The organism is Eubacterium multiforme, assembly GCF_030813415.1.
Classification (GTDB): domain Bacteria; phylum Bacillota; class Clostridia; order Clostridiales; family Clostridiaceae; genus Clostridium; species Clostridium multiforme.
This window is the reverse complement of sequence record NZ_JAUSUF010000002.1, coordinates 125,652-146,545: the sequence shown is the minus strand read 5'-3', so window position 1 is coordinate 146,545 and position 20,894 is coordinate 125,652. Positions and strand designations below refer to the sequence as shown.

The 20,894-nt window shown below is 26.6% G+C and carries 20 protein-coding genes; 2 read left to right on the top strand and 18 right to left on the bottom strand.

Annotated features, from left to right (window positions below):
• Positions 1-12 precede the first annotated feature (12 nt).
• The 7 genes from J2S18_RS04690 to J2S18_RS04660 all read right to left on the bottom strand — a co-directional run bounded on the left by J2S18_RS04690 (position 13) and on the right by J2S18_RS04660 (position 7,619).
• Complete coding sequence (locus J2S18_RS04690; RefSeq protein ID WP_307483894.1) at positions 13-1,206, bottom strand: CaiB/BaiF CoA transferase family protein; 1,194 nt, start codon at positions 1,204-1,206, stop codon at positions 13-15.
• Positions 1,207-1,217: 11 nt separating this feature from the next.
• Positions 1,218-1,721 carry a LeuD/DmdB family oxidoreductase small subunit gene (locus J2S18_RS04685; protein WP_307483892.1) on the bottom strand — a complete coding sequence of 168 codons (504 nt, stop codon included), beginning with the start codon at positions 1,719-1,721 and terminating at the stop codon, positions 1,218-1,220.
• A gap of 12 nt (positions 1,722-1,733) precedes the next feature.
• Entirely contained in the window at positions 1,734-2,996 is a 1,263-nt protein-coding gene (locus J2S18_RS04680; RefSeq protein ID WP_307483889.1) for a 3-isopropylmalate dehydratase large subunit, read from the bottom strand.
• A gap of 24 nt (positions 2,997-3,020) precedes the next feature.
• Complete coding sequence (locus J2S18_RS04675; RefSeq protein WP_307483886.1) at positions 3,021-4,184, bottom strand: 2-methylaconitate cis-trans isomerase PrpF family protein; 1,164 nt, start codon at positions 4,182-4,184, stop codon at positions 3,021-3,023.
• 205 nt (positions 4,185-4,389) lie between these two features.
• Positions 4,390-6,315 carry a sigma 54-interacting transcriptional regulator gene (locus J2S18_RS04670; RefSeq protein WP_307483882.1) on the bottom strand — a complete coding sequence of 642 codons (1,926 nt, stop codon included), beginning with the start codon at positions 6,313-6,315 and terminating at the stop codon, positions 4,390-4,392.
• Positions 6,316-6,442: 127 nt separating this feature from the next.
• Positions 6,443-6,925: a QueT transporter family protein gene (locus J2S18_RS04665; protein WP_307483879.1), complete on the bottom strand. Its 483-nt coding sequence runs from the start codon at positions 6,923-6,925 to the stop codon at positions 6,443-6,445.
• Positions 6,918-7,619 carry a radical SAM protein gene (locus tag J2S18_RS04660; protein ID WP_307484629.1) on the bottom strand — a complete coding sequence of 234 codons (702 nt, stop codon included), beginning with the start codon at positions 7,617-7,619 and terminating at the stop codon, positions 6,918-6,920. The genes J2S18_RS04665 and J2S18_RS04660 overlap by 8 nt, the downstream gene beginning before the upstream one ends.
• A gap of 327 nt (positions 7,620-7,946) precedes the next feature.
• Between J2S18_RS04660 and J2S18_RS04655 the strand changes: the two genes are divergently transcribed.
• On the top strand, positions 7,947-8,765 hold the full coding sequence (locus J2S18_RS04655) for a mechanosensitive ion channel family protein (protein WP_307483876.1): 819 nt from the start codon (positions 7,947-7,949) through the stop codon (positions 8,763-8,765).
• 157 nt (positions 8,766-8,922) lie between these two features.
• Here the strand turns inward: J2S18_RS04655 and J2S18_RS04650 are convergent, their stop codons facing one another.
• From J2S18_RS04650 to J2S18_RS04600, 11 genes are all read right to left on the bottom strand, one after another.
• On the bottom strand, positions 8,923-9,597 hold the full coding sequence (locus J2S18_RS04650; protein WP_307483873.1) for a class I SAM-dependent methyltransferase: 675 nt from the start codon (positions 9,595-9,597) through the stop codon (positions 8,923-8,925).
• 136 nt (positions 9,598-9,733) lie between these two features.
• Complete coding sequence (locus tag J2S18_RS04645) at positions 9,734-10,180, bottom strand: PTS sugar transporter subunit IIA (protein ID WP_307483871.1); 447 nt, start codon at positions 10,178-10,180, stop codon at positions 9,734-9,736.
• A gap of 19 nt (positions 10,181-10,199) precedes the next feature.
• The gene (locus tag J2S18_RS04640; protein WP_307483869.1) at positions 10,200-11,606 is read right to left on the bottom strand and encodes a PTS fructose transporter subunit IIC; all 1,407 of its coding nucleotides are present in this window, start codon (positions 11,604-11,606) and stop codon (positions 10,200-10,202) included.
• Positions 11,607-12,527 carry a 1-phosphofructokinase gene (pfkB, locus tag J2S18_RS04635; RefSeq protein ID WP_307483867.1) on the bottom strand — a complete coding sequence of 307 codons (921 nt, stop codon included), beginning with the start codon at positions 12,525-12,527 and terminating at the stop codon, positions 11,607-11,609.
• Between the two features lie 39 nt (positions 12,528-12,566).
• On the bottom strand, positions 12,567-13,424 hold the full coding sequence (locus J2S18_RS04630) for a tagatose bisphosphate family class II aldolase (RefSeq protein WP_307483864.1): 858 nt from the start codon (positions 13,422-13,424) through the stop codon (positions 12,567-12,569).
• Between the two features lie 216 nt (positions 13,425-13,640).
• Positions 13,641-14,378 (bottom strand): MurR/RpiR family transcriptional regulator, encoded by a 738-nt coding sequence (locus J2S18_RS04625; protein ID WP_307483860.1) that lies wholly within the window; start codon positions 14,376-14,378, stop codon positions 13,641-13,643.
• 38 nt (positions 14,379-14,416) lie between these two features.
• Positions 14,417-15,883 (bottom strand): WD40/YVTN/BNR-like repeat-containing protein, encoded by a 1,467-nt coding sequence (locus tag J2S18_RS04620; RefSeq protein WP_307483857.1) that lies wholly within the window; start codon positions 15,881-15,883, stop codon positions 14,417-14,419.
• 140 nt (positions 15,884-16,023) lie between these two features.
• The gene (locus tag J2S18_RS04615) at positions 16,024-16,686 is read right to left on the bottom strand and encodes a ferric reductase-like transmembrane domain-containing protein (RefSeq protein ID WP_307483854.1); all 663 of its coding nucleotides are present in this window, start codon (positions 16,684-16,686) and stop codon (positions 16,024-16,026) included.
• Positions 16,687-16,908: 222 nt separating this feature from the next.
• Positions 16,909-18,150 (bottom strand): Zn-dependent hydrolase, encoded by a 1,242-nt coding sequence (locus tag J2S18_RS04610; protein WP_370873756.1) that lies wholly within the window; start codon positions 18,148-18,150, stop codon positions 16,909-16,911.
• Between the two features lie 160 nt (positions 18,151-18,310).
• Entirely contained in the window at positions 18,311-18,931 is a 621-nt protein-coding gene (locus J2S18_RS04605) for an HAD family hydrolase (RefSeq protein ID WP_307483852.1), read from the bottom strand.
• Between the two features lie 33 nt (positions 18,932-18,964).
• The gene (locus J2S18_RS04600; RefSeq protein ID WP_307483849.1) at positions 18,965-19,942 is read right to left on the bottom strand and encodes an ROK family transcriptional regulator; all 978 of its coding nucleotides are present in this window, start codon (positions 19,940-19,942) and stop codon (positions 18,965-18,967) included.
• A gap of 184 nt (positions 19,943-20,126) precedes the next feature.
• Between J2S18_RS04600 and J2S18_RS04595 the strand changes: the two genes are divergently transcribed.
• Complete coding sequence (locus tag J2S18_RS04595; RefSeq protein ID WP_307483846.1) at positions 20,127-20,879, top strand: acyl-[acyl-carrier-protein] thioesterase; 753 nt, start codon at positions 20,127-20,129, stop codon at positions 20,877-20,879.
• Positions 20,880-20,894: the final 15 nt, after the last annotated feature.

Sequence of the window (20,894 nt, the reverse complement as noted above, 5' to 3'; positions counted from 1 at the left end):
CTAAATAATTTATTAAAGTACAGAATCTCTTTTTAACTCATCAATTTCTTCTTTGCTTAGACCTAAATATTCACTATAAACTTTAAAGTTATCTTCACCTAATAATGGAGCACATTTTCTTATAGATGGTTTTGTATCTGATAATTTTATATGGCATCCTGTTAATTTCATTTTTCCAGCCTTTGGATGATCAACCTCTACAAACATTTCTCTAGCCTTACCTATATGTTCATCATTTACTACTCTATCTATAGTATTTATTGGTGCAACTGGAACCCCTTTATCTAAAAGTCTTTTTACAATCTCATCCATAGTTAAAGATTTTGTCCACTCTTCTACTAACTTTTTCACTTCAACGTGTTTTTCAACTCTTTTATATACTTCGTTATACCTTTCATCTTCTGCTAAATCTTTCTTACCCATTACTTCACATAATTCTTTCCAAAGCTTATTATTAGCAGCTCCTATTACAACATCTCCATCAATTGTTTTAAAGGAGTCATATGGATATGTTGATTCATACCTATTACCAATACGTTGAGGTATACGCCCTTCAACTAAATAAATTTGATTTATTATTTCAAGACCTGCAACACTTGAGTCCACTAAAGATACATCAACTGCTTGACCTTTTCCTGTAACATCTCTATTATATAAAGCTGATAAAATACCTATAGTTACTGATAATCCACCTAAAACATCTGATATGGCTGTACCTGTACGAATAGGTCCACTCTCCTTTGTACCTGTTGTACTCATAAGTCCACTCATAGCTTGTCCTATAATATCGTAACCAGGTCTATTAGTATAAGGTCCATATTGACCAAATCCAGATACTGATGCATATATAATTCTAGGATTTACTTTTTTTAAAACATCATAGGATAACCCAAGTCTATTCATAACTCCTGGTCTATAATTTTCTATAACTATATCAGCCTTTTTAACTAATTCTTTAAATATTTCTTTTCCTTTTGGATCTTTTAAATTTAAAGTTACCCCCTTTTTATTTCTATTTAAATTCATATAATAAGCACTTTCCCCTCCTTGAAAAGGAGAAAATTGTCTACTATCATCACCAACTTTTGGCCTTTCTATTTTTATTACATTAGCTCCCATATCTGCCATCATCATTGTTGAAAATGGTCCTGCTAAAACCCTTGTTAAGTCTAATACTGTAATTCCTTCTAAAGCTCCGCTTCTCATAAAAATTCCTCCTATTTACTTTCCTTTTCTAGATTTTTTAAATATTCAAATAATCCACCACATTCTATTAATTCAAGAATATGACTTGGTAACTTTGTACACTTATAAGTTTCATTTTTTGTAATATTATATATTTCACCTTTTTCTATATTTATTTCTATAATATCTTCTTCATTTATTTTTGCAGCTTCTTTGCACTCTATAACTGGAATACCTATGTTTATACAATTTCTATAAAATATTCTTGCAAAAAATTCTGCAACAATTGCACCAACGCCTAAATATTTCAAAGTTAAAGGAGAGGTTTCTCTACTTGAACCTGATCCAAAATTTTTTAAAGCTACAATAATATCACCCTTTTCAATTCTTTCTGAGAATTTTGGATCTATTGCAGACATTGAATATTTAGATGCCTCCTCAATGCTTAACTCCATATATTGTGGAGGTGAAATAATATCAGTATTTATGTTATCTCCAAATTTTAATACTTTTCCTCTAATAAATTTTTTAGTCATTTTCACCACTCCTTATAAAAATTTTCTAGGATCAGTTATTTTACCAGTTAAAGCACTTGCAGCTACTGATATAGGAGATGCTAAATATATCTTAGATTTGTTACTACCCATTCTGCCTAAAAAATTACGATTACTTGAAGAAATACAAACTTCATCTTTTGCAAGAAGCCCAGAGTGAACACCAACGCATAATCCACAACTTGGTGACATAACTGTTGCTCCAGCTTCTGCTAATACTTCAAGTATTCCATCTTTTAAGGCTTGATTATATATTTTTTGTGATGCAGGAGATACTAAAAATCTAATTCCCTTTTTTACTTTATGACCTTTTATTAAATCTGCAGCCATTTTTAAATCATTATATCTACCACCTGTACATGATCCTAAAAAGGCTTGATTTATATTAACTTCACCTATATCACTAATTTTTTTAACATTATCTACTGCATTAGGACATGCAACTACTGGTTCAAGTTTTTCTGCATCAAAATCTATGCATTCACAATACTTAGCATTATCATCACTCTTAAAAAATTTATAATCATCTTCTATGCCAATTTCCTCTAAAAATTTTTTTGTAGTTTCATCAGGTGGTATTATTCCAACCTTTGCGCCCATTTCAACTGCCATGTTAGTAATTGCCATTCTTTCATCCATACTTAAATTAGATATTGTATCTCCAACGTATTCTATGGCTTTATAAGTTGCACCAGAATGACCTATTGTTCCAATAGTTTTTAATGATATATCTTTTGCCATTACCCCTTCTTGTAATTTACCACTCCATGTTACCTTTATTGTTTCAGGCACCTTAAGCCAAGTTTTCCCAGTGCATAATATTCCTAACATTTCTGTTGAACCAACTCCTGTTGCAAATGCACCTAAAGCTCCTCCCATACAGGTATGTGAATCTGTTCCTAAAACTATAGTTCCTGGTAAAACATGTCCATTTTCAGCCATTATTTGATGGCAAGGTCCAACAAATTCATAATAATTATCTATATTTTTTTTCTTTGCAAAATCCCTTGTAAATTTAACTATTTCAGCTTGTTTTATTGAAGCTGGAGGAGTATAGTGATCGGAAATTATTACTACCTTTTTTTCGTCAAAAACTTTGTCTTTATTTAATAATTCCATTTTTTCAGCTATTTCAACTCTAGGCCCTAAAATATCGTCCATCATAGCCATATCAACATTTACCCAAACTATATCCAAAGCTTTAACACTTTTACCACAAGCTCTACTTATTATTTTCTCTGATATTGTTTTTCCCATAATCTTTATCCTTCCTTTAATTTTTTATTCATTTAATTCCTTTAATAAAGATTCTCTAATATAAACATTTCCTTCCATTATTACCCTTGCAGTTCTATATACTTTTGCACTTTTAACTTTTAAAGTACAACTATCTTCTATTTGCGATTGAGTTTCTATAACTCCTGAAGGATGTCCTATTTTTATAACATCTCCATTTATACCTTCTGATATTTCATTTGCTATAGTACCCTTTATTTTGCAAGCTACTCCTGTACAAATAGTTCCTGTACCTGGATATGCTTTGTGCATTTTTTGCATGAATAATAATCTAGAAATAATATTTATATCTTTTTTAGCTATATTCTTTCCATTAAAAGTACTATAATCTTTAGGTTTACTAACTATTGCAAAAAATGGAATATATGGTGATTTTTCAGTTGATTCTTTATAACTTGAAATCATATTTATTTTTTCAGCACATTTACCACGTATTTCTTCAATAAGCTTTAATAAATCTTTATTAGAATCTATTTCATTTGGAGTTTCTGTTCCCAAGATTCCAAGATCTTCTGCCTTTATAAAAACAAGTGGATTTGCAATATCTACAATTGATACTGTATATTCCTTTCCATCCTCTGTAATTATTTTATCTTTAACATTTCCTGTTGGTAAAAGTTTACCAGTTATAGCACCTTGAGTATCAGCCCAATCTAATGTAATTTTTGCACTGGTTCCTGGAACACCATCAATTTGAAAATCACCTTCAACTTTTGCCTTTCCACATATTACAGGTACTTCAGCTATAATAATATTATCTGTATTGGTTAAATGTATTTTTATTGTTGTTACCGGTTCAGTTACTTTAACTAATCCATTATTTATAGCAAAAGCACCTACTCCAGCTGATATGTTTCCACAATTACCTTTATAATCAACAAATTCACTATTTATACTTACTTGACCAAAAGTATAATCAATATCAGCATCAGTTCTTGTAGATGGTCCTATAATTGCAACTTTACTTGTAAGGGAATCTGCTCCGCCAAGTCCATCTATTTGTCTTATATCTGGACTTCCAAAAATACTTAAAATAACTTTATCCCTAGCTACTTTATTTTTAGGTAAATCATTTTCTAACAAATAAATCCCCTTACTTGTACCGCCTCTAATAATAGAACATCTTATTGGATACATTTCTCTAAACATATAATTACCTCCTAAAAATTTATTACATAGACCTTTTAAGCAATCCTTATGCCAAAGTTTTAAAATGTAAAATAAAATTACCTTATAATATGTCTAAAAGCCCCTATTTATATAGTTTTTCTATATAAATAGGAGCTTTAAAAATACTTTAATTATATTTAAAAAATTTCTTTTAAAAAAGAGATATAAGTATAAATTTTGATACTTATATCTCTTTTTTAAGACTTTTCTTTCTCATATATGTAGCCCTACTGATTTTAAGTTTTTCTAATATATCATCCATATCATATCCTTCTTTTAACATATAATCTATAATATTAAATTCTACTTTATCAACTATATTTTTTAATGATTCGTTTATATTTATACTTAGATTTATATATTCATCGTTTTTTTTATCATTAACATCTATTATTGAATTAATATTTTTAAAATCAATGTCTTTTATATTTTGAAGAAGTGCAATTCTTCTAATAATATTATCAAGTTCTCTTATATTACCTGGCCAATTATAATTTTTAGATAAATATTCTAATTTATAAGCCAATTTCTCATTTAAATTAGAATTCTTAGTATATTTAATTAAAAATGCTTTACCTATTAAACTAATATCTTTTTTTCTTTCTCTAAGTGGAGGTATTTTTAAATTAAATACATTTAATCTATAATATAAATCTTCTCTAAAATTTCCATCTAGTACACTTTGCATTAAATCTTTATTTGTTGCACATATTATTCTAATATCAATTGGTATTACACTTGTGCCTCCAACTCTCATAACCTCTTTTTCTTGTATAACCCTTAAAAGTCTAGCTTGAAGTGCTTTTGGCATTTCTCCTATTTCATCTAAAAATATAGTACCTTTATGTGCAAGTTCAAATAGTCCCATTTTTCCATCTTTATTTGCTCCAGTAAAAGCGCCACCTTCATATCCAAATAATTCACTTTCTAATAATTGTTCAGGTATAGCCCCACAATTTACTGCAACAAAAGGATAATTTTTTCTTAAACTATTGTTATGTATACTTTGTGCAAAAAGTTCCTTTCCAGTTCCAGATTCTCCTTCAATTAATATAGTTCCATCTGTCATTGAATAAAGCTTTGCTTTTTCTTTTAATGAAATTACCTTTTCATCACAGGTTAATATATCCTTAAAATTATATTTTGCAATTAAACCTTTTAAATGGGCTCTTTTTCTTAATTTATTTTCTATCTTTTCTATATTAGAACTTGCATTAAAAGAACTTACAACACCAATTATTTTGTCATCTATTTTTATAGGAACCCTATTTGCTGCAATAATAACTCCATTAACATCTTGAAGTTCTCCAATTTCAGTTTCACCACTCTCATTAATTCTATGCATACGAGTATTTGGAATTATTTTTGTTATTTCATTACTTAAAGCATCTTTCTCTTTTATTTTTAATATTTCTTCTGCTGATTTATTATATAAAGTTATTATATTGTTTTTGTCAGTTACAATTATTCCTTCTTTTATTGAATTTAATATAGTTTTTAATTTTGCATTTTTTTCTATCTCTTTATATCTAATATTTGCTATATTTAAACATTCTCTTAAGGAATTTTCTATAGATTCCTTACTTGATTCTAAAAGTATACTTTTTATATTCCTTCTCTTTAAATAAAAAGGAGTTAGTCCTCCACCTATTATAATATCAATTCCTTTATCTGTTAATTCATCTATTTTTTCTTCAATTTCATCTATATTTTTATAACTACAATAAACTAATTTTATATTAAACATATTTTCTATTTCTTTAAATTCATATATATCTTCATAGTAATACAATATTCCTATTTTTTTGCTAATTTGCATGGCCTTATAAATACATTTTATTAGATCATAAGTTGTTATACTAATATTAACAACAGGTACATCAGTAATTCCTCTTATAAATTTGGTAGTAGCTCCTCTACTTAGAAAAACATCTGTTTTATTTTGTGTTTCTTTTACTAATTTCGTTATTTTTTCTGTATTTACTAAAGTATTGATATTTATGTCCAAACTATCCCAATGAGAAATTTTCTTAAATATTTTTGTCATATTTTCATAAACAGATACTAGAGTTACATTGTAAATTAATTTATCATCAATAAAACTAGACATTATAACATCTCCTTAAATTATGAATTAACTTTTTCATACTACTAATTTTATTAGATTATAATATATAAATTTATAAAACTTCAACTAATTTAACTTTATAAAATAAAGGTGTGCATTTTGCACACCTTTAATCTAAACATATAACATTCATAAATTTATTCTTTTCACTTAAAAACTTAAATAATGGATATCCTATTACAGTTACTGATATAAATTCTCCTGCCATAAAGCCAAATAAATATATAAAAAAAGGTAATCCAATTAATATATGCATTATAAAAACTACAGGCAAACAAAATATTGTAGGCCATAAAGTAGCAACAAATAAATTTTTACTTTTGCTTATAGCATAAACTGAAAAAAATGTTCCAAGAGTTCCAACAACTATATCAACCATTCCTAAAGGGCTTAAAAAATTTGCTATAAGACAACCTATAGTTAAACTAAAAATATATCGTTTATCATAAAAAGCTAATAAAACTAATACCTCTGATAATCTAACTTGAACTACTCCATAGCTTATTGGTGCAATAGCAAAAGTTATTACTACATAAAGAGCTGCTACTAAAGATAACTTTACAAATGTATTTAATGAATTGCTTTTAAGCATCTAATTCACTCCCAACTCCTAAGTCTGTATTGTTTATTAAAACTTCTATATTTTCATTTTCTTCTAAATACTTGTATTTATTAATAAACCATTTAACTAATTCCTCGTCCCTTTTAATATTAGTTGAGTTTTCTACATATACGTTAACACAACCTCTTTCAAAATAATTTTCTAATATAAAAATATCTCTATCTATCATTTCTCTAGTTTGTCCTTTTATTCCAACTAAAAGACATATAGAGTTAAAATACTTATTTACCTCTTCATAAGATTTAAATCCAGCTCCTTTATTTAACACCTTGTTTCTAAAATCATTATCAAAGGTTTCTATACCACATCTAAATATAACTTTAATATTAAAGAATTCTCTAATTTCATCTAATCTATCTTTATAAAGCCAATGACATTCTACAAATAATTCTTTTATATTTTTATTTACAATAATCTCCTTAATGTCTTTTAAAGTTTCCTGTGGCAATTCAAAAATACTTCCTGAATTAATTACATCTAATACTCCTAATTCTCCTGTTACTTCTTTTAATACCTTTTTATTAAACGCAATTATTTCTTTTTCATTGTTGGAGTTATCATGAATGTAATCACAAAATTTACATCTTCCCCACTTACATGGAAATCCTTTAAGCATTACCATTTCTCTCTTGTTTTTACCTAATATTTTACTGTACCTTTGCATGTCCATATTTTCTTCTCCTTTTTGTATGGCACAAAAACTAATACAAATAAAAAAGGACGACAAAAGTCATCCTCTAATTTACTATATTAGAAAATGCCTTAGTTTTGTTTAAAGACAGGAGGCTTACGAACTGTCTCTAATTTATTTACATGAACTATTATATCTTGTTAAGTCTTTATTTTCAATATTTTTTAGTATACTCTATTTAATATGATTTTAAAAATACAATAGAATTTAATATTATTAAATTTAAATTACTTTTATTGATTAAAGTAATATATCAATTTATAATTACATAATAAATTAATTATAAAGGATTGATAAAATTTGGACATAACAACTATTTTCGACAAAATATTAAATTGGATTTCAACTAGTGGTTTGAAATTAGTTCTTGGACTAATAGGTCTTTGGATAGGTTTTAAAGTAATAAATAAAGTTTTAAAAACTTTAAATTCATTATTAAAAACACAAAATGTAGATTTAACATTAGTATCATTTTTCCACGCATTTGCTGATATATCTCTTAAAATTTTATTAGTAATAGCATTTATGGGTTTTGTTGGTATTCCTACAGCTGGATTTGCAGCTTTACTTGCCTCTGCTGGTTTAGCAGTTGGACTAGCTCTTCAAGGAAGTCTTTCAAATTTTGCAGGTGGCGTAATAATATTGTTAATTAGACCTTTTAAGGTTGGAGATTACATAGAAACTTCATCTTATCAAGGAAAGGTAGAAAAGATAGGAATTTTTTATTCTCATTTAGTTACAACAGATAATAAAGAAATAATGATTCCAAATGGTGCTTTAGCAAATGGAAGTTTAATAAATTATTCTTCAAAACCATTAAGAAGAGTAGATTTAACATTTAGTGTTGGATATGATGAAGAGGTTATAAAAGTAAAGAATATTTTAACTGATATAATTAACAGACATCCTTTAATTTTAAAGGAGCCTGAATCTTTTATAGCACTTAATGAACATGCAGCAAGTTCTATTAATTTCATTGTTAGAGTTTGGTGCAAAAATGAAGATTACTGGCAAGTTCATTTTGATCTTTTAGAAGAGGTTAAATTAAAATTTGATAATGAAGGTATTTCAATTCCTTATCCACAAATGGATTTACATATGCATCAAGTTAATCAGTAGAATTAAATTATACTTATAAATAAAAAATCAAAATAATAGCCTTAATTATAAATTTTTATGGCTTATTATTTTGATTTTTTTATATTTAAGTCTGTACTTTAAGTAAGTATAAAAAACTGTATAAAATCAATACTTACCTAAAATAATTAAATACTTATTATTTGTTATTAATTAAAAGAAATAGTCTGTTATACTGACCAAACTTTTCAAAATATATTTCTTTAAATTCCTGAATATAAAAGAACTTATTAATTAGTTCTGTCCATTCATTTGTTGTTAAATTTCTTAAATATATTCCATCCTTTTCAATATAAAAATTATTATCTATTAATTGTAATCCATATTCTTTCAAGATTTCATTATCTAAATATGGGTTTAATTTTATTAATATTTTGCCATTAGGAATTACTATTCTTTTAATATTTTTTATAATATTTATAGCATCATCAGGTGTAACATTATCAATAATATTAGATAATATAGCTCCATCAAATGAATTTTCTGAAAGTTCTCCTAATAATTCTATTTCTCCACAATAAAACTTAGCTTTACCTTCTAAATTATTTAAATTTGCTGTTTTTTCACATAATTTTATTGCTTCCTTTGAAATGTCAATACCTACACACTTAACTACATTATTATTTAAAGCACATTTCAACAGCATAGTACCACTACCACATCCGTAATCTAAAATACTCCTTGAATTATCTGAAAGCCAATAAATTGCATTTTCTAAGCTTTCATTCATCTTTATAGATTTTATATACTCTTTTGGCACATTTTTATTAAATATATTATTCCAAAATGAAATGGTCTTATCATAAGTATTCATTTTAATTAACATCCCTTTCATATTTTATATAGGGTGAAATAACTACTTTATTAAATTATACCATTAAAATTCACACAAAATCTTTGATACTATGCTTTGAAATTTATATTTTTAATATTTAATTAGATACTAGTATTTAAAAAGAAAACATTTCTAATACCGCTTCTTTTGATGTTGCATTTAATAAATTATTTCTAAAATCTTCATGCATTAATTTTCTTGAAATATTTGCTAATGCCTTTAAGTGTAAATCACTTTGTTCATCATTTACTGCTATCATAAATATTATTTTTATATCTTTACCATCTATTGATCCATAATCAATTCCTGATTTAGTTATTCCAATAGCTATTCTTGGTTCTTTTACCTCTACAGATTTTGCATGAGGAATAGCTATTTCAAAACCTATGCCTGTATTATTTAAAGCTTCTCTTTTTAATATATCCTCTTTAAACTTAGCCTTATCTTTTAAAACTCCATCTTTGTCTAAAATATCTATCATTTCATCTATAACAGAGTTTTTATCAGTAGAATCTAAACTTAATTTTATTGTACTTTCCTTAATTAATTCATTTAATTCCATAAATATTCTCCCCTTTAATTTAAGCTAATTTTTTATTTTCTTTTGTTTTATATACCCCATATAAAACTGCTCCAACTAATGATCCAATTAAAATACAACCAACCCATATAAATGCCTTATCTACTAATGGTAATATTAAAAATCCTCCATGAGGTGCTGGTACTTGAACCTTCATTAAATAAGTTAATATTGCAGATACTGATGATCCAGCCATTAATATAGGAATAACTCTTAATGGATCTTTAGCAGCAAATGGAATTGCACCTTCTGTTATATGAGTAAATCCTAAAATATAATTTACTAATCCTGCTGCTCTATCTTCTTCATTAAACTGTCTTCTAAATATTGTTGTTGATAAAGCAATTACAAGTGGTGGAGTTATACATGCAGCTGAAACTCCAGCCATAAAATAATAGTTTCCTTGTGATAATAGCATTGTTCCTGTAATATAAGCTGCTTTGTTTACTGGTCCTCCGAAGTCAAATGCAGACATACATCCAATAACTACACCTAAAAGTATTGGATTTGCTGATTCTAATTGTGAAAGCCAACCCATTACTGAATTATTTACATAAGCGACTGGTTGTCCAAGAAGTGTCATTAAAACTCCAGTAGCAAGTATACCTAATATAGGTAATAAAAATATTGATTTTAAACCTTCAAATTGTCTTGGAAGACCTTTTAATAACTTTATTAACCAAAGTACTAGATATCCTGAAAAGAAACCTGCAATTATTCCACCTAAAAATCCTGCACCTGTTGCATTAGCTATAAGACCTCCAACAAAACCTGCAACCATTCCTGGTCTACCAGAAATTGATGATGCAATATATGCTGTAAATATAGGTACTATCATAGAAAATGCAGTTCCACCAATACCTTTAATCATAGCAGCAGTTTCATTATATTGTGGTGAATTTGGATCTGCTGAAAATATTCCCCATAAAAATGATACTGCAATAAGGACTCCCCCAGCTACTACAAAGGGTAACATATGAGATACACCATTCATTAAATGTTTATATAAACTTCTGCCTATTGATTCTTTTCCTTCTATGGTTTCCTTATTATCTTTCTTAAAAACCTTTTCACTATCCTTAAATAAAGATTTTTTTATAGGAGCTTTACCATCTAATATATTTTGAATTAACTCTTTTGGCTTATGTATTCCATCTTGTACTGAAGTTTCTATAATAGGTTTACCAACAAATCTATCAACTCTAGCATCCTTGTCTGACGCTACTATTACACCAATAGCTTCTTTTATATCCTTTTCTGTAAGTTCATTTTCAACCCCTATTGCACCATTTGTTTCAACTTTAATTTCTACACCCATTTCCTTAGCTGCTTTTTTTAATGATTCTTCTGCCATAAACGTATGTGCTATACCTGTTGGACATCCTGTAACAGCAATTATTTTTTTCATTTATAATACCTCCCTAACTTTTAACATATTTATATATTCATTTACTTTATTTAAATTTCCAAGCCCACTTGATTCAGCTACATTTGCACCAGTTGCAGATGCCTTTTTTAATGCATAAACTATTTCATTACCCTTTAACCATTCACTTAAAAATGCAGCTAATGCCGAATCTCCAGCACAAGCAGAACTTAATAATTTTATTTTTGGAGCTGTGCAATAATAAATTTTTTCTCCATTATAAAAATACATTCCCTTTTCTCCTAAAGTTAAAAGTATATTTTCTGCTCCCTTTTCATTAAGATATTTCAATACCTCTATAGCATCCTCTTCATCATTAATATCAAATCCAAATATATCTTTTACTTCCTCATCATTAGGTTTAATTAGTAATGGGTTATATTTTAAAAGATCCTTAAGCTTTCCTGAACTAATATCTAAAATTACATTAATCTTTCTATCATTACATATTTTAAGTATTTCATCATAATATTCTTCACTAATACTTTGTGGTAGACTACCACTAATTATTAGATAACTACAATCATCAATATTTTTTAAATTATACAATAATTCCTCTTGTATTTTTTTAGGTACAAATGGACCTTTATTAACATATTTAAATTCCTTATGGTCTTTCGTATCTACAAAAACATTAATTCTGGTATTCTCTTCAATCCAAAATGCTCCTACACTTATTTCTTTTTTTTCTAATTCATCTACTATATATTTACCTGTAAATCCTCCAAAAAAACCTAAAGCTTTACTTTCTACACCATAGTGATTTAATATAAGAGATACATTAACTCCCTTTCCATTTGGTGAATAATTTAAATTTGAAGTTCTATTTACTATAAATGCATCACAACTGTCTGCTGTACAATTCATGTCTATTGCAGGGTTTGTTGTTAGTGTATATATCATATATTTTCCTCCCTATTATTTTGTCAAAATTATATATTACTATGCTCGTCCATTACTTCCACATACCATTATTTTATGTTTAACTATTTCTTTCATAGCTGCCTTTCCTGGTGTCATATATTTTCTTGGATCATTAGCCTCTGGATTTTCTATAAAGTATTTCTTTACAGCATCTGAAAATGGTATTTTTAAATCAGTAGCTACATTTACTTTACATATTCCAAGAGAAATTGCCTTCTTTACTAATTCATCTGGAACATCTGATGCACCATGTAATACTAATGGAACATCAACAGCTTCTCTTATTTCTTTTAATCTATCAAAATCAAGCTTTGGCTCTCCTTTATATAAACCATGAGCTGTTCCAATTGCAACTGCCAAAGAATCTATTCCTGTTTTTTCTACAAAATCTTTAGCCTGTTCTGGATTAGTGTACATTGCATCTTTTTCATTTACAACTAAGTCATCTTCTTGTCCACCTAATCTTCCAAGTTCAGCTTCAACTGTTGCATCATATTTGTGAGCATAACTAACAACATCTTTAACTATTTTTATATTATTTTCATAATTTTCATGTGATGCATCTATCATAGTTGAATTAAATCCAATATCTACATAATGCTTTATAGCATCTTTATCTTCAAAGTGATCTAAATGTATTGCTATTGGAATATTATATTTTTTTGCAGAAACTTCAGCCATTGCTACAATATATTCTCCACCTGCATAAGTTATTGTTGATGGTGTACCTGCCAAAATAACTGGTGAGTTAAGTTCTGCAGCTGTTTCTACTACAACTTGAAGTGTTTCTAAGTTGTGTATGTTAAATGCAGGTACTGCATATCCTTCCCTTTGTGCCTTCTTTAACATTTCTCTTGTTGATAAAATTTTTCCCATAATATCCTCCTTTATTTTTTCTATGATTTAATTTTATCAATAAAATAAAGAAAATGTTTTCACAAATAACTTTATAAAAATTTTAATAGTTCCCCTCTAAGCTCCCTATTTTACTTGATTTGAAAAGAAAAAAGCACTTTGAAAATTAAAATTTTTTAATTTTCAAAGTGCTTTAAGTAAACTAATTACCTATAATTATATGAAAATAAATTATTTTTATATAATTAAATAATCTATTATTACTCTTGATATTATATATAAAGGCAATCTTGAAGTTACTTCAAATTCTTTAATTGCTGTTCTTGATTGTTTGTATCCAATTAATGCTACATCTGATATTTCTTCTAACTGACCTTTCCTTACACAACAACAAGTAATAACTTTTGCTCCAGCTTTTTTTGCACTTTTTGCTGATTCTATAATTTCTTTTGTTCCTTCTCTTAAAGAAAATGTTATAACTAAATTTTCCTTATCTATTGTTTTGCATATTTTAAGCATTATATTAGGATCAACTATTAAAAAAGTATTATACCCTAATAGCTGAAGTTTCAAATTAAATTCTTTTGCTACTAACTCCGTAAGTCCTCTAGCTAAAATATAAATTCTTTTAGAATCTTTTATTAATTTAACTATTTTTAAAACATTTGTTATTGATATATTTTCTACAGTTTTTGTTGCCTCAACTAAGGATTTACCTAATATTTCATTAACTTTTCGAGAGTCATTATTATTTACTTCCTTTGCTGAAACTTTATATCTAAGTTCTGAAAATCCTTCAAATCCACATTTTTTTGTAGCTCTTGATACTGTAGCTGGTGATGTAAAAGATTCTTCAGCTACATCAACTATTGACATGTTTGCTAATTTACTAGAATTTGAATTTATATAATTAACAACTGACATTTCTGTTGGAGTAAGCTTATCTAATATTTCCTTATTAACTTCTATAACCATATAACCACACCCTTTATATATTTATAAATAACCCTTTTTTAACTAGTAACTTCCTTTACATATTTCCATGTTTTTCCCTTATCTTTTGATTCATAAAGAGCCTTACTATTTCCATTATAATCACCGTCTGAACCTTGTCCAACTAACATATTTAAAGTTCCATTCTTTTCATAAGGCATTTTAGGAAAATCAAAAACATCCATATAATTATCTTTGGATATTTCTACTTTATGCTCTGGATAAGTTACTTCTTTAAAGGTTTTTCCTCCATTATCCGTTCTATATAAAATCCCTCTACTTCCTCCACTTTTAGATAAACATAAAAATCCAAGTTTTTCATTTATAAAAGTTATACCTGCTGCATTTCCAAGATTACTTCCAAATGGACTCTCATTTATAATATTCCAATTTTTACCTCCATTAATAGTTTTACTTAAAGAATAAGATCTACTACCTAAGGCTGCTCCAGTGATATCTAAACGATAGCCTATTTCCTTTGATAAATAAAATTGTTCATTATTATTTTTTGATTGTTGGTTACCTTCTGAATTATTCGATCTATCTCCATTTTGATTTTTATTTGAATTAGTTACATCTTTAGGTGATCTTATTATATATCTAACAGGAGTAATCTTGTCTTCTTTTCCCGGTACAAATATGGAAACAGTATATCCAATTATTTGAGAATTAGTACTTTTCAAAGCTTGTCCATGTCCATCTTTATAAATATTAACTATCCCATCTGTATTATATCCAAAATCCCTTATTCCATAATAAACTAACCCATACTTAGGTTCATTCCATTTACTAACAGTATTCTTAATTGAAATAGATTTAACTATTTCAATTAAAGGTTGTAATAATTTATCTTTGTTATAACTAGCATTTACATTTCCATTAAGAAATAATGTAATATCTTTTGATTTATTTTTATTATAACTTATTAAATAAGTCTCCTCTTTTCCCTTATCATTTTTCCCATAAAGGAAAGTATCAAAGGATGTTATTGTACCATCTGGAGCAAAATCAAGAGTAAAACTATCTGAAATATAAAGTTCTTTTGGCATAGGATATTTTTTGCTTATATCTTCAAAAATTCCACTAACACCATCTTTATATATATTGTTATGTTCAAAATTTACTGACCTTTTATTTTTTAAATCTTCTATATACCATGCAAGCTTTCCTCTATAGTTTGTTGCACTTTTATAAATTTTTATTCCATAAAATACTGTTATAAAAATAATCAGTACAATTGAAATATATTTCCAAGCCCTTGGATAATTAAAGGTTTTAAACTCGCTATTCTTTACAATTTTAATTATATAAAACATAAAAGCAACTACTAAAAATACTATACAGCCTAATGCTATATATAAATTATTTTCCATTCTTCCATACATACATAAAGATGTAACCTCATAGAAAAAAATCCAATATACAATTATTAATATTGGATTAGTTATTAATGTCTTAAATAATTTTTTCATATTTTTCTTAAACATATTATCAATCCCATCAAAACTAATTTTAATTTATAAGCCACTCATTTACTAATTTTATCATATTAAAGAATATGTTTACAGTAATAAAAAATTAAAGAGAAGCATTTACTTTTGCTTCTCTCTTTAATAATATTTTGAAATTAATTTTTATTCTCATTGATAATTTTTAAAATAAAATATCCTACAAATAAAATTGTATATGTAACTATTTTTAATAAATCTATTTTATGATTTAATAAAGCTAATAATATATGTATATAAACTAATAAATAAAATGGATAAGCTAACTTTTGAACCTTCTTCCACTTCTTAAAAGTCATTTTGCTTCTAATCATTTTAAATGAAGTTATAAATAAAGGAATCAGTATAAAAAATGCTATAAGTCCAAAAATTAAATATACTACATAAAGAACTCCTATTGGTTTTCCTGACATAAATTTATTTATAAATCTAACTGCATACATAATACAGTGTGGCATTATAAGTATAGATCCTAAAATTGCAAGTTCTGCTCTAATACTTAATAATTTTTTTGTTACACTATATTTTTTATTTAATGCACCAGCAAACATAACTAGTACAAAAAATGCAATTGCAACATTTCCCTTCATAAATGCCTTTTCAAGTGCACCTATAAAGCCCTCTAACTTATACCCTTCTGTTAATCTTAATATTTCATAAATAGTAACTAAAATTCCTATAATAGTAGCAAATCCATAAAATATTTTTGAATTTTTCTTTATAAATCTTGGCATAATTAATGATAATGCCGTGACTATTATTAATGAATAAATTAAATACATAAAATTTCTCCCTTTCTTATTGAAAATTATTATCATTATCACATTGATAATAATATATTGAATTTGTTAAGTCAATATTTATTTTTTGAATATTTTATTAATAATATTTATTTCTTAAATAATTATGTTATTTAATAACCATTTAATTTAGATAAATTATATTTTTAACTTTAAAAGGACTTTTCCATAAAAGAAAAAGTCCAAAATCTTATGTATTTAATTTCAATCTGATATTTTATCTATTTTCATAACAGTATTAAGCATAACACTTGCTCCATTTGTACATTCATTTACACTTGTAAATTCTTCTTCACAATGACTATGTCCATCTTTAGAAGGCACAAATATCATAGCAGTAGGAATCATGCTAGCAACATATTGTGCATCATGACCTGCTCCACTATTTATGTACTCATTAGAAATTTTAAGGTTATCAGCACTTTCTTTAACTAAACTAACTAATTTTTTATCAAAGTAAACTGTATCACGCTTCCAAGCAACTTCACATTCTACTTTACACTTAGAAACTTCCTTTGGAATATTATTAATTACCTTAACTACTTCTTCTATTACCTTTGGATCTTCATGTCTTACATCTAATGAAAAGGAAACAAAGTCAGGTATTACTGTATGAACACAAGGATGACAAGTAATCTCACCTGTTGTGTATACAAGATTTGAATCAAGTTTATCAAGCTCATTATGAATATGTATAAGTACCTGTGCAGCTGCATAAAGAGCATCTTTTCTATATTTCATAGGTGTAGTTCCTGCATGATCTGCTTGTCCATAAGTTTTTATTCTATAATTAACCATTCCAAGTACACAAGTAACAACCCCTATATCCTTTTTGTGAGCTTCAAGTATCGGGCCTTGTTCTATGTGAAATTCAAGCATACATTTATAATTATCAGGATTTAATCTATTCTTTTCACTGCCTATATATCCACTTTTTTCTAAAGCATCTTTAAATGTAGTTTTTCCATCTAATATACTTTTTGACTGAAGCATTTTTTCTTTATTAAATTTTCCACATAGTACTCCAGAGGACATCATTGCAGGTGGATATAATGAACCTTCTTCATTAGTCCATACCATAGCTGTTATTGGATGTTTGTGCTTTATATTATTTTTTACTATAGTTTCTAAAACTTCCATAGCTCCAATAACACCTAATATTCCATCATAATTTCCACCATTTTTTACTGAATCTAAATGTGATGCCATAACAATTCTCTTTGCATTAGAATCTTCTCCTTCTATTGTTGCATATATATTTGCCATATCATCTAATTCTATTTTTGCACCAATAGATTTCATTCTTTTTATAAATTCTTCTCTTGCAAGTATTGCCTCCTTTGACAGGGAATATCTTGTGATTCCACCATTACCTGTATCTCCAATTTTTGAAAAGGTTTTAATCTTATCTTCCATCCTCTTCTCATTACAATACATATTTTCCATTACTAAACACTCCTTTTATTTTACCTTAGTCAATTATTAAGTCACATAATAATTTTATGCCTCTTTTCTCTACAGTTCAAGTATCTGGACTTTATGGATATATATTGTAAAATAGCCTATTACTCTTATAATTTTTTATATAACTTTCCAATTAATATTATTATATTAAAAGTGTTAAAATATCTTTAGGAGAATTTAATTTATATGTAGCTTCTATATTTGAGTCATCTCTTCCCCATAAAGCTAATACAGAATCTACTCCAGCATTTTTTGCACATTTCATATCATATATTGAATCTCCAATATACACCGTTTTTTCTCTTTTTGCATTAGCAAGATTTAAATATTTTTCCATTGGCTCACCTTCTGGTTTATGTTTAATAGTATCATCTGCACATATCACTACATCAAAATAATTATCTAAATTAAATCTCATAAAAATTGTCTCATATTCTTTTCTAGTCTGTGATGTTATAATTCCTAACTTTATAGACTTAGATTTTAATTTTTGTATTGTTTCTTTAATTCCATCAAAAAGCTTTATATCATCTAAATATTCATTAAAATATTCATTCCACATATGCTCTACTTTTTCTATATTTTCTATATTAAGCTTTAATAAAGCATCTTTCCCTGGTATTCCAAGAGAAAATTTAAGATCTTTTAAATTCATTTTTAATCCTTTTACTTCTAAAATGGTTTTCTGCAATGATTTCAAAACAGCCTTTTCTGAATTTATTAAAGTACCATCAATATCAAATACAACATTTAAATATCTCATATAATCACTCAACTTTCTTATAATTATTAATTTTTAAACAATTAGTTCATTTGCCATATTACTTAATCCATACTCATAATCATCTTTAAATTCATTAGAATTTATAATTTTAGGCATTACTTTTTTGGGAACTCTATTTTTGCAATAACTCTTAATTTCTTCTAATTTATCATCTATGTAAGAATTATTGTAAAGTATTATTAAGCTTGGATTTATTAATGCAATATATGATTGTATTATATTTCCATAATATTCAACCATATCTACATTTTCAAACCCAGCTTTAGGATATGTTTTGTTATCTTCACATATTGGTAGGTAATGTATTTCACCTGCAAAATTTGAAACCCCGCTCCATACCTTACCATTAATAACTAAACTTGATCCCATTCCATTTTCACCCATATATATACTTACTATTGCTTCTATATCTTTAGTTTCATGTCTTTCCCAATAACCTCTAGCAACAACATTCATATCATTTTCAATATTTACTTGAATATTATATTTACTTTTGAAATATTTAACTATATCTATATCCTTTAATTCTATGTATTCCATTTCTGATATAATTTTCCCATCATTAACATTACTTGCAACTCCAATCATTATACTGGCTAACTTAGGATAACGTAGTTTTATTAGTGCTATTATTTTATCTAGTTCATTTAATATTTCACCTTCACAAATTATATTCCCAGATTCAATTTTATTTTCACAAAAATCATTTACTATCCAGCATAATCTAAGTCCCTCTAAATATAATGATAATGTCATTGCATACATTGGATTTAAACTATATTTTTTCGCACACCTTCCTCCTAAGGAATCCTTTACACCAACTTCAATTACTTCTTTCCTTTCAATTAAATGTTCTATTGTATTACTAACAGTTGGAAAACTTAATCCTAAATATTTAGCTATATCATTTTTGCTAATAGAATCCTTTTCTCTTAATACTTTTATAATATTATTTAAATTAATATTTTTTATAGTTCCTGAATTTGCCATATAAATTCACTCCTTTAATTTTATTAAAATAGTTTTAAAAACTATTTTAATAATTACATTAAAGCATTCTAACTTTTATATGTCAAATAAAACCAACTTTATATATAATAATATCTTTATTTAAATTATGATATAATATTCAATATGAAATAAATAAAAAACTTTATAGAAGGAGGCAATCTAATTGAATGATGTTTTTGAAAAAAACTATAAGATAAATATCTTTGATGTTGATTTTAATCATAAATGCAAATTCTCAACTTTAGTAGATTACCTATGGGATGTTGTTATTTCTCAATCTGATTATTTAGGAGAAACTAAAGAAGGATTTGTTCATAATCAATGTATTTGGGTGCTTTTAAAGTATGATATAACTCTATATGAATATCCTAAATTTAGAGATATAATAACTGTTGATACTAAGGTATTAGGTACAAAAAAGTTTTATGGTTATAGACAAAATACTATAAAGAATTCTGAAGGAAAGGTTATTGGTGAAGTTGTTTCAACAGCTATATTAATAGATTTTGAAAAAAGACGTCCTATGAAAATATCACCTGACCAAAGTGAAATCTATGGACTTGAAGGAGAATTAGATAAAGTACCTGCTTTAGATGATATTCCTAAAATTCAAAAAGAGGATTATATTAAAGACTACCCTGTTAGATATAGTGATATAGACTCTAATGGACATGTAAATAATGTAAGGTATATGGAAATGGCAATGGATACTTTGCCAAGATCTATTTTAAATGAATACGAGTTATTTAATATTAAAGTACTATTTAAAAAGGAAACTACTGATGGGGATACATTACATATTTCATCTGAAGTAATTTATAATGATAATAAAGATATTACAACTATTCATAGTATTACAAGTACAAATACTGGTAAACTTCTTACTAAATTACAATTTACATGGAAGAAAAAATAACATATAATTATAAAA

What these genes read in the sequence shown, in the direction of transcription:
- J2S18_RS04685 (WP_307483892.1), bottom strand. Translation starts at nt 1,721, where the DNA reads ATGACTAAAAAATTTATTAGAGGAAAAGTATTAAAATTTGGAGATAAC.
- J2S18_RS04625 (WP_307483860.1), bottom strand. Translation starts at nt 14,378, where the DNA reads ATGGTTATAGAAGTTAATAAGGAAATATTAGATAAGCTTACTCCAACA.
- J2S18_RS04670 (WP_307483882.1), bottom strand. Translation starts at nt 6,315, where the DNA reads ATGTCTAGTTTTATTGATGATAAATTAATTTACAATGTAACTCTAGTA.
- J2S18_RS04660 (WP_307484629.1), bottom strand. Translation starts at nt 7,619, where the DNA reads ATGCAAAGGTACAGTAAAATATTAGGTAAAAACAAGAGAGAAATGGTA.
- J2S18_RS04610 (WP_370873756.1), bottom strand. Translation starts at nt 18,150, where the DNA reads ATGGAAAATATGTATTGTAATGAGAAGAGGATGGAAGATAAGATTAAA.
- J2S18_RS04650 (WP_307483873.1), bottom strand. Translation starts at nt 9,597, where the DNA reads ATGAATACTTATGATAAGACCATTTCATTTTGGAATAATATATTTAAT.
- J2S18_RS04615 (WP_307483854.1), bottom strand. Translation starts at nt 16,686, where the DNA reads ATGTATTTAATTTATTCATTAATAATAGTCACGGCATTATCATTAATT.
- J2S18_RS04640 (WP_307483869.1), bottom strand. Translation starts at nt 11,606, where the DNA reads ATGAAAAAAATAATTGCTGTTACAGGATGTCCAACAGGTATAGCACAT.
- J2S18_RS04645 (WP_307483871.1), bottom strand. Translation starts at nt 10,180, where the DNA reads ATGGAATTAAATGAATTAATTAAGGAAAGTACAATAAAATTAAGTTTA.
- J2S18_RS04630 (WP_307483864.1), bottom strand. Translation starts at nt 13,424, where the DNA reads ATGGGAAAAATTTTATCAACAAGAGAAATGTTAAAGAAGGCACAAAGG.
- J2S18_RS04605 (WP_307483852.1), bottom strand. Translation starts at nt 18,931, where the DNA reads ATGAGATATTTAAATGTTGTATTTGATATTGATGGTACTTTAATAAAT.
- J2S18_RS04690 (WP_307483894.1), bottom strand. Translation starts at nt 1,206, where the DNA reads ATGAGAAGCGGAGCTTTAGAAGGAATTACAGTATTAGACTTAACAAGG.
- pfkB (WP_307483867.1), bottom strand. Translation starts at nt 12,527, where the DNA reads ATGATATATACACTAACAACAAACCCTGCAATAGACATGAATTGTACA.
- J2S18_RS04600 (WP_307483849.1), bottom strand. Translation starts at nt 19,942, where the DNA reads ATGGCAAATTCAGGAACTATAAAAAATATTAATTTAAATAATATTATA.
- J2S18_RS04675 (WP_307483886.1), bottom strand. Translation starts at nt 4,184, where the DNA reads ATGTTTAGAGAAATGTATCCAATAAGATGTTCTATTATTAGAGGCGGT.
- J2S18_RS04680 (WP_307483889.1), bottom strand. Translation starts at nt 2,996, where the DNA reads ATGGGAAAAACAATATCAGAGAAAATAATAAGTAGAGCTTGTGGTAAA.
- J2S18_RS04665 (WP_307483879.1), bottom strand. Translation starts at nt 6,925, where the DNA reads ATGCTTAAAAGCAATTCATTAAATACATTTGTAAAGTTATCTTTAGTA.
- J2S18_RS04620 (WP_307483857.1), bottom strand. Translation starts at nt 15,883, where the DNA reads ATGTTTAAGAAAAATATGAAAAAATTATTTAAGACATTAATAACTAAT.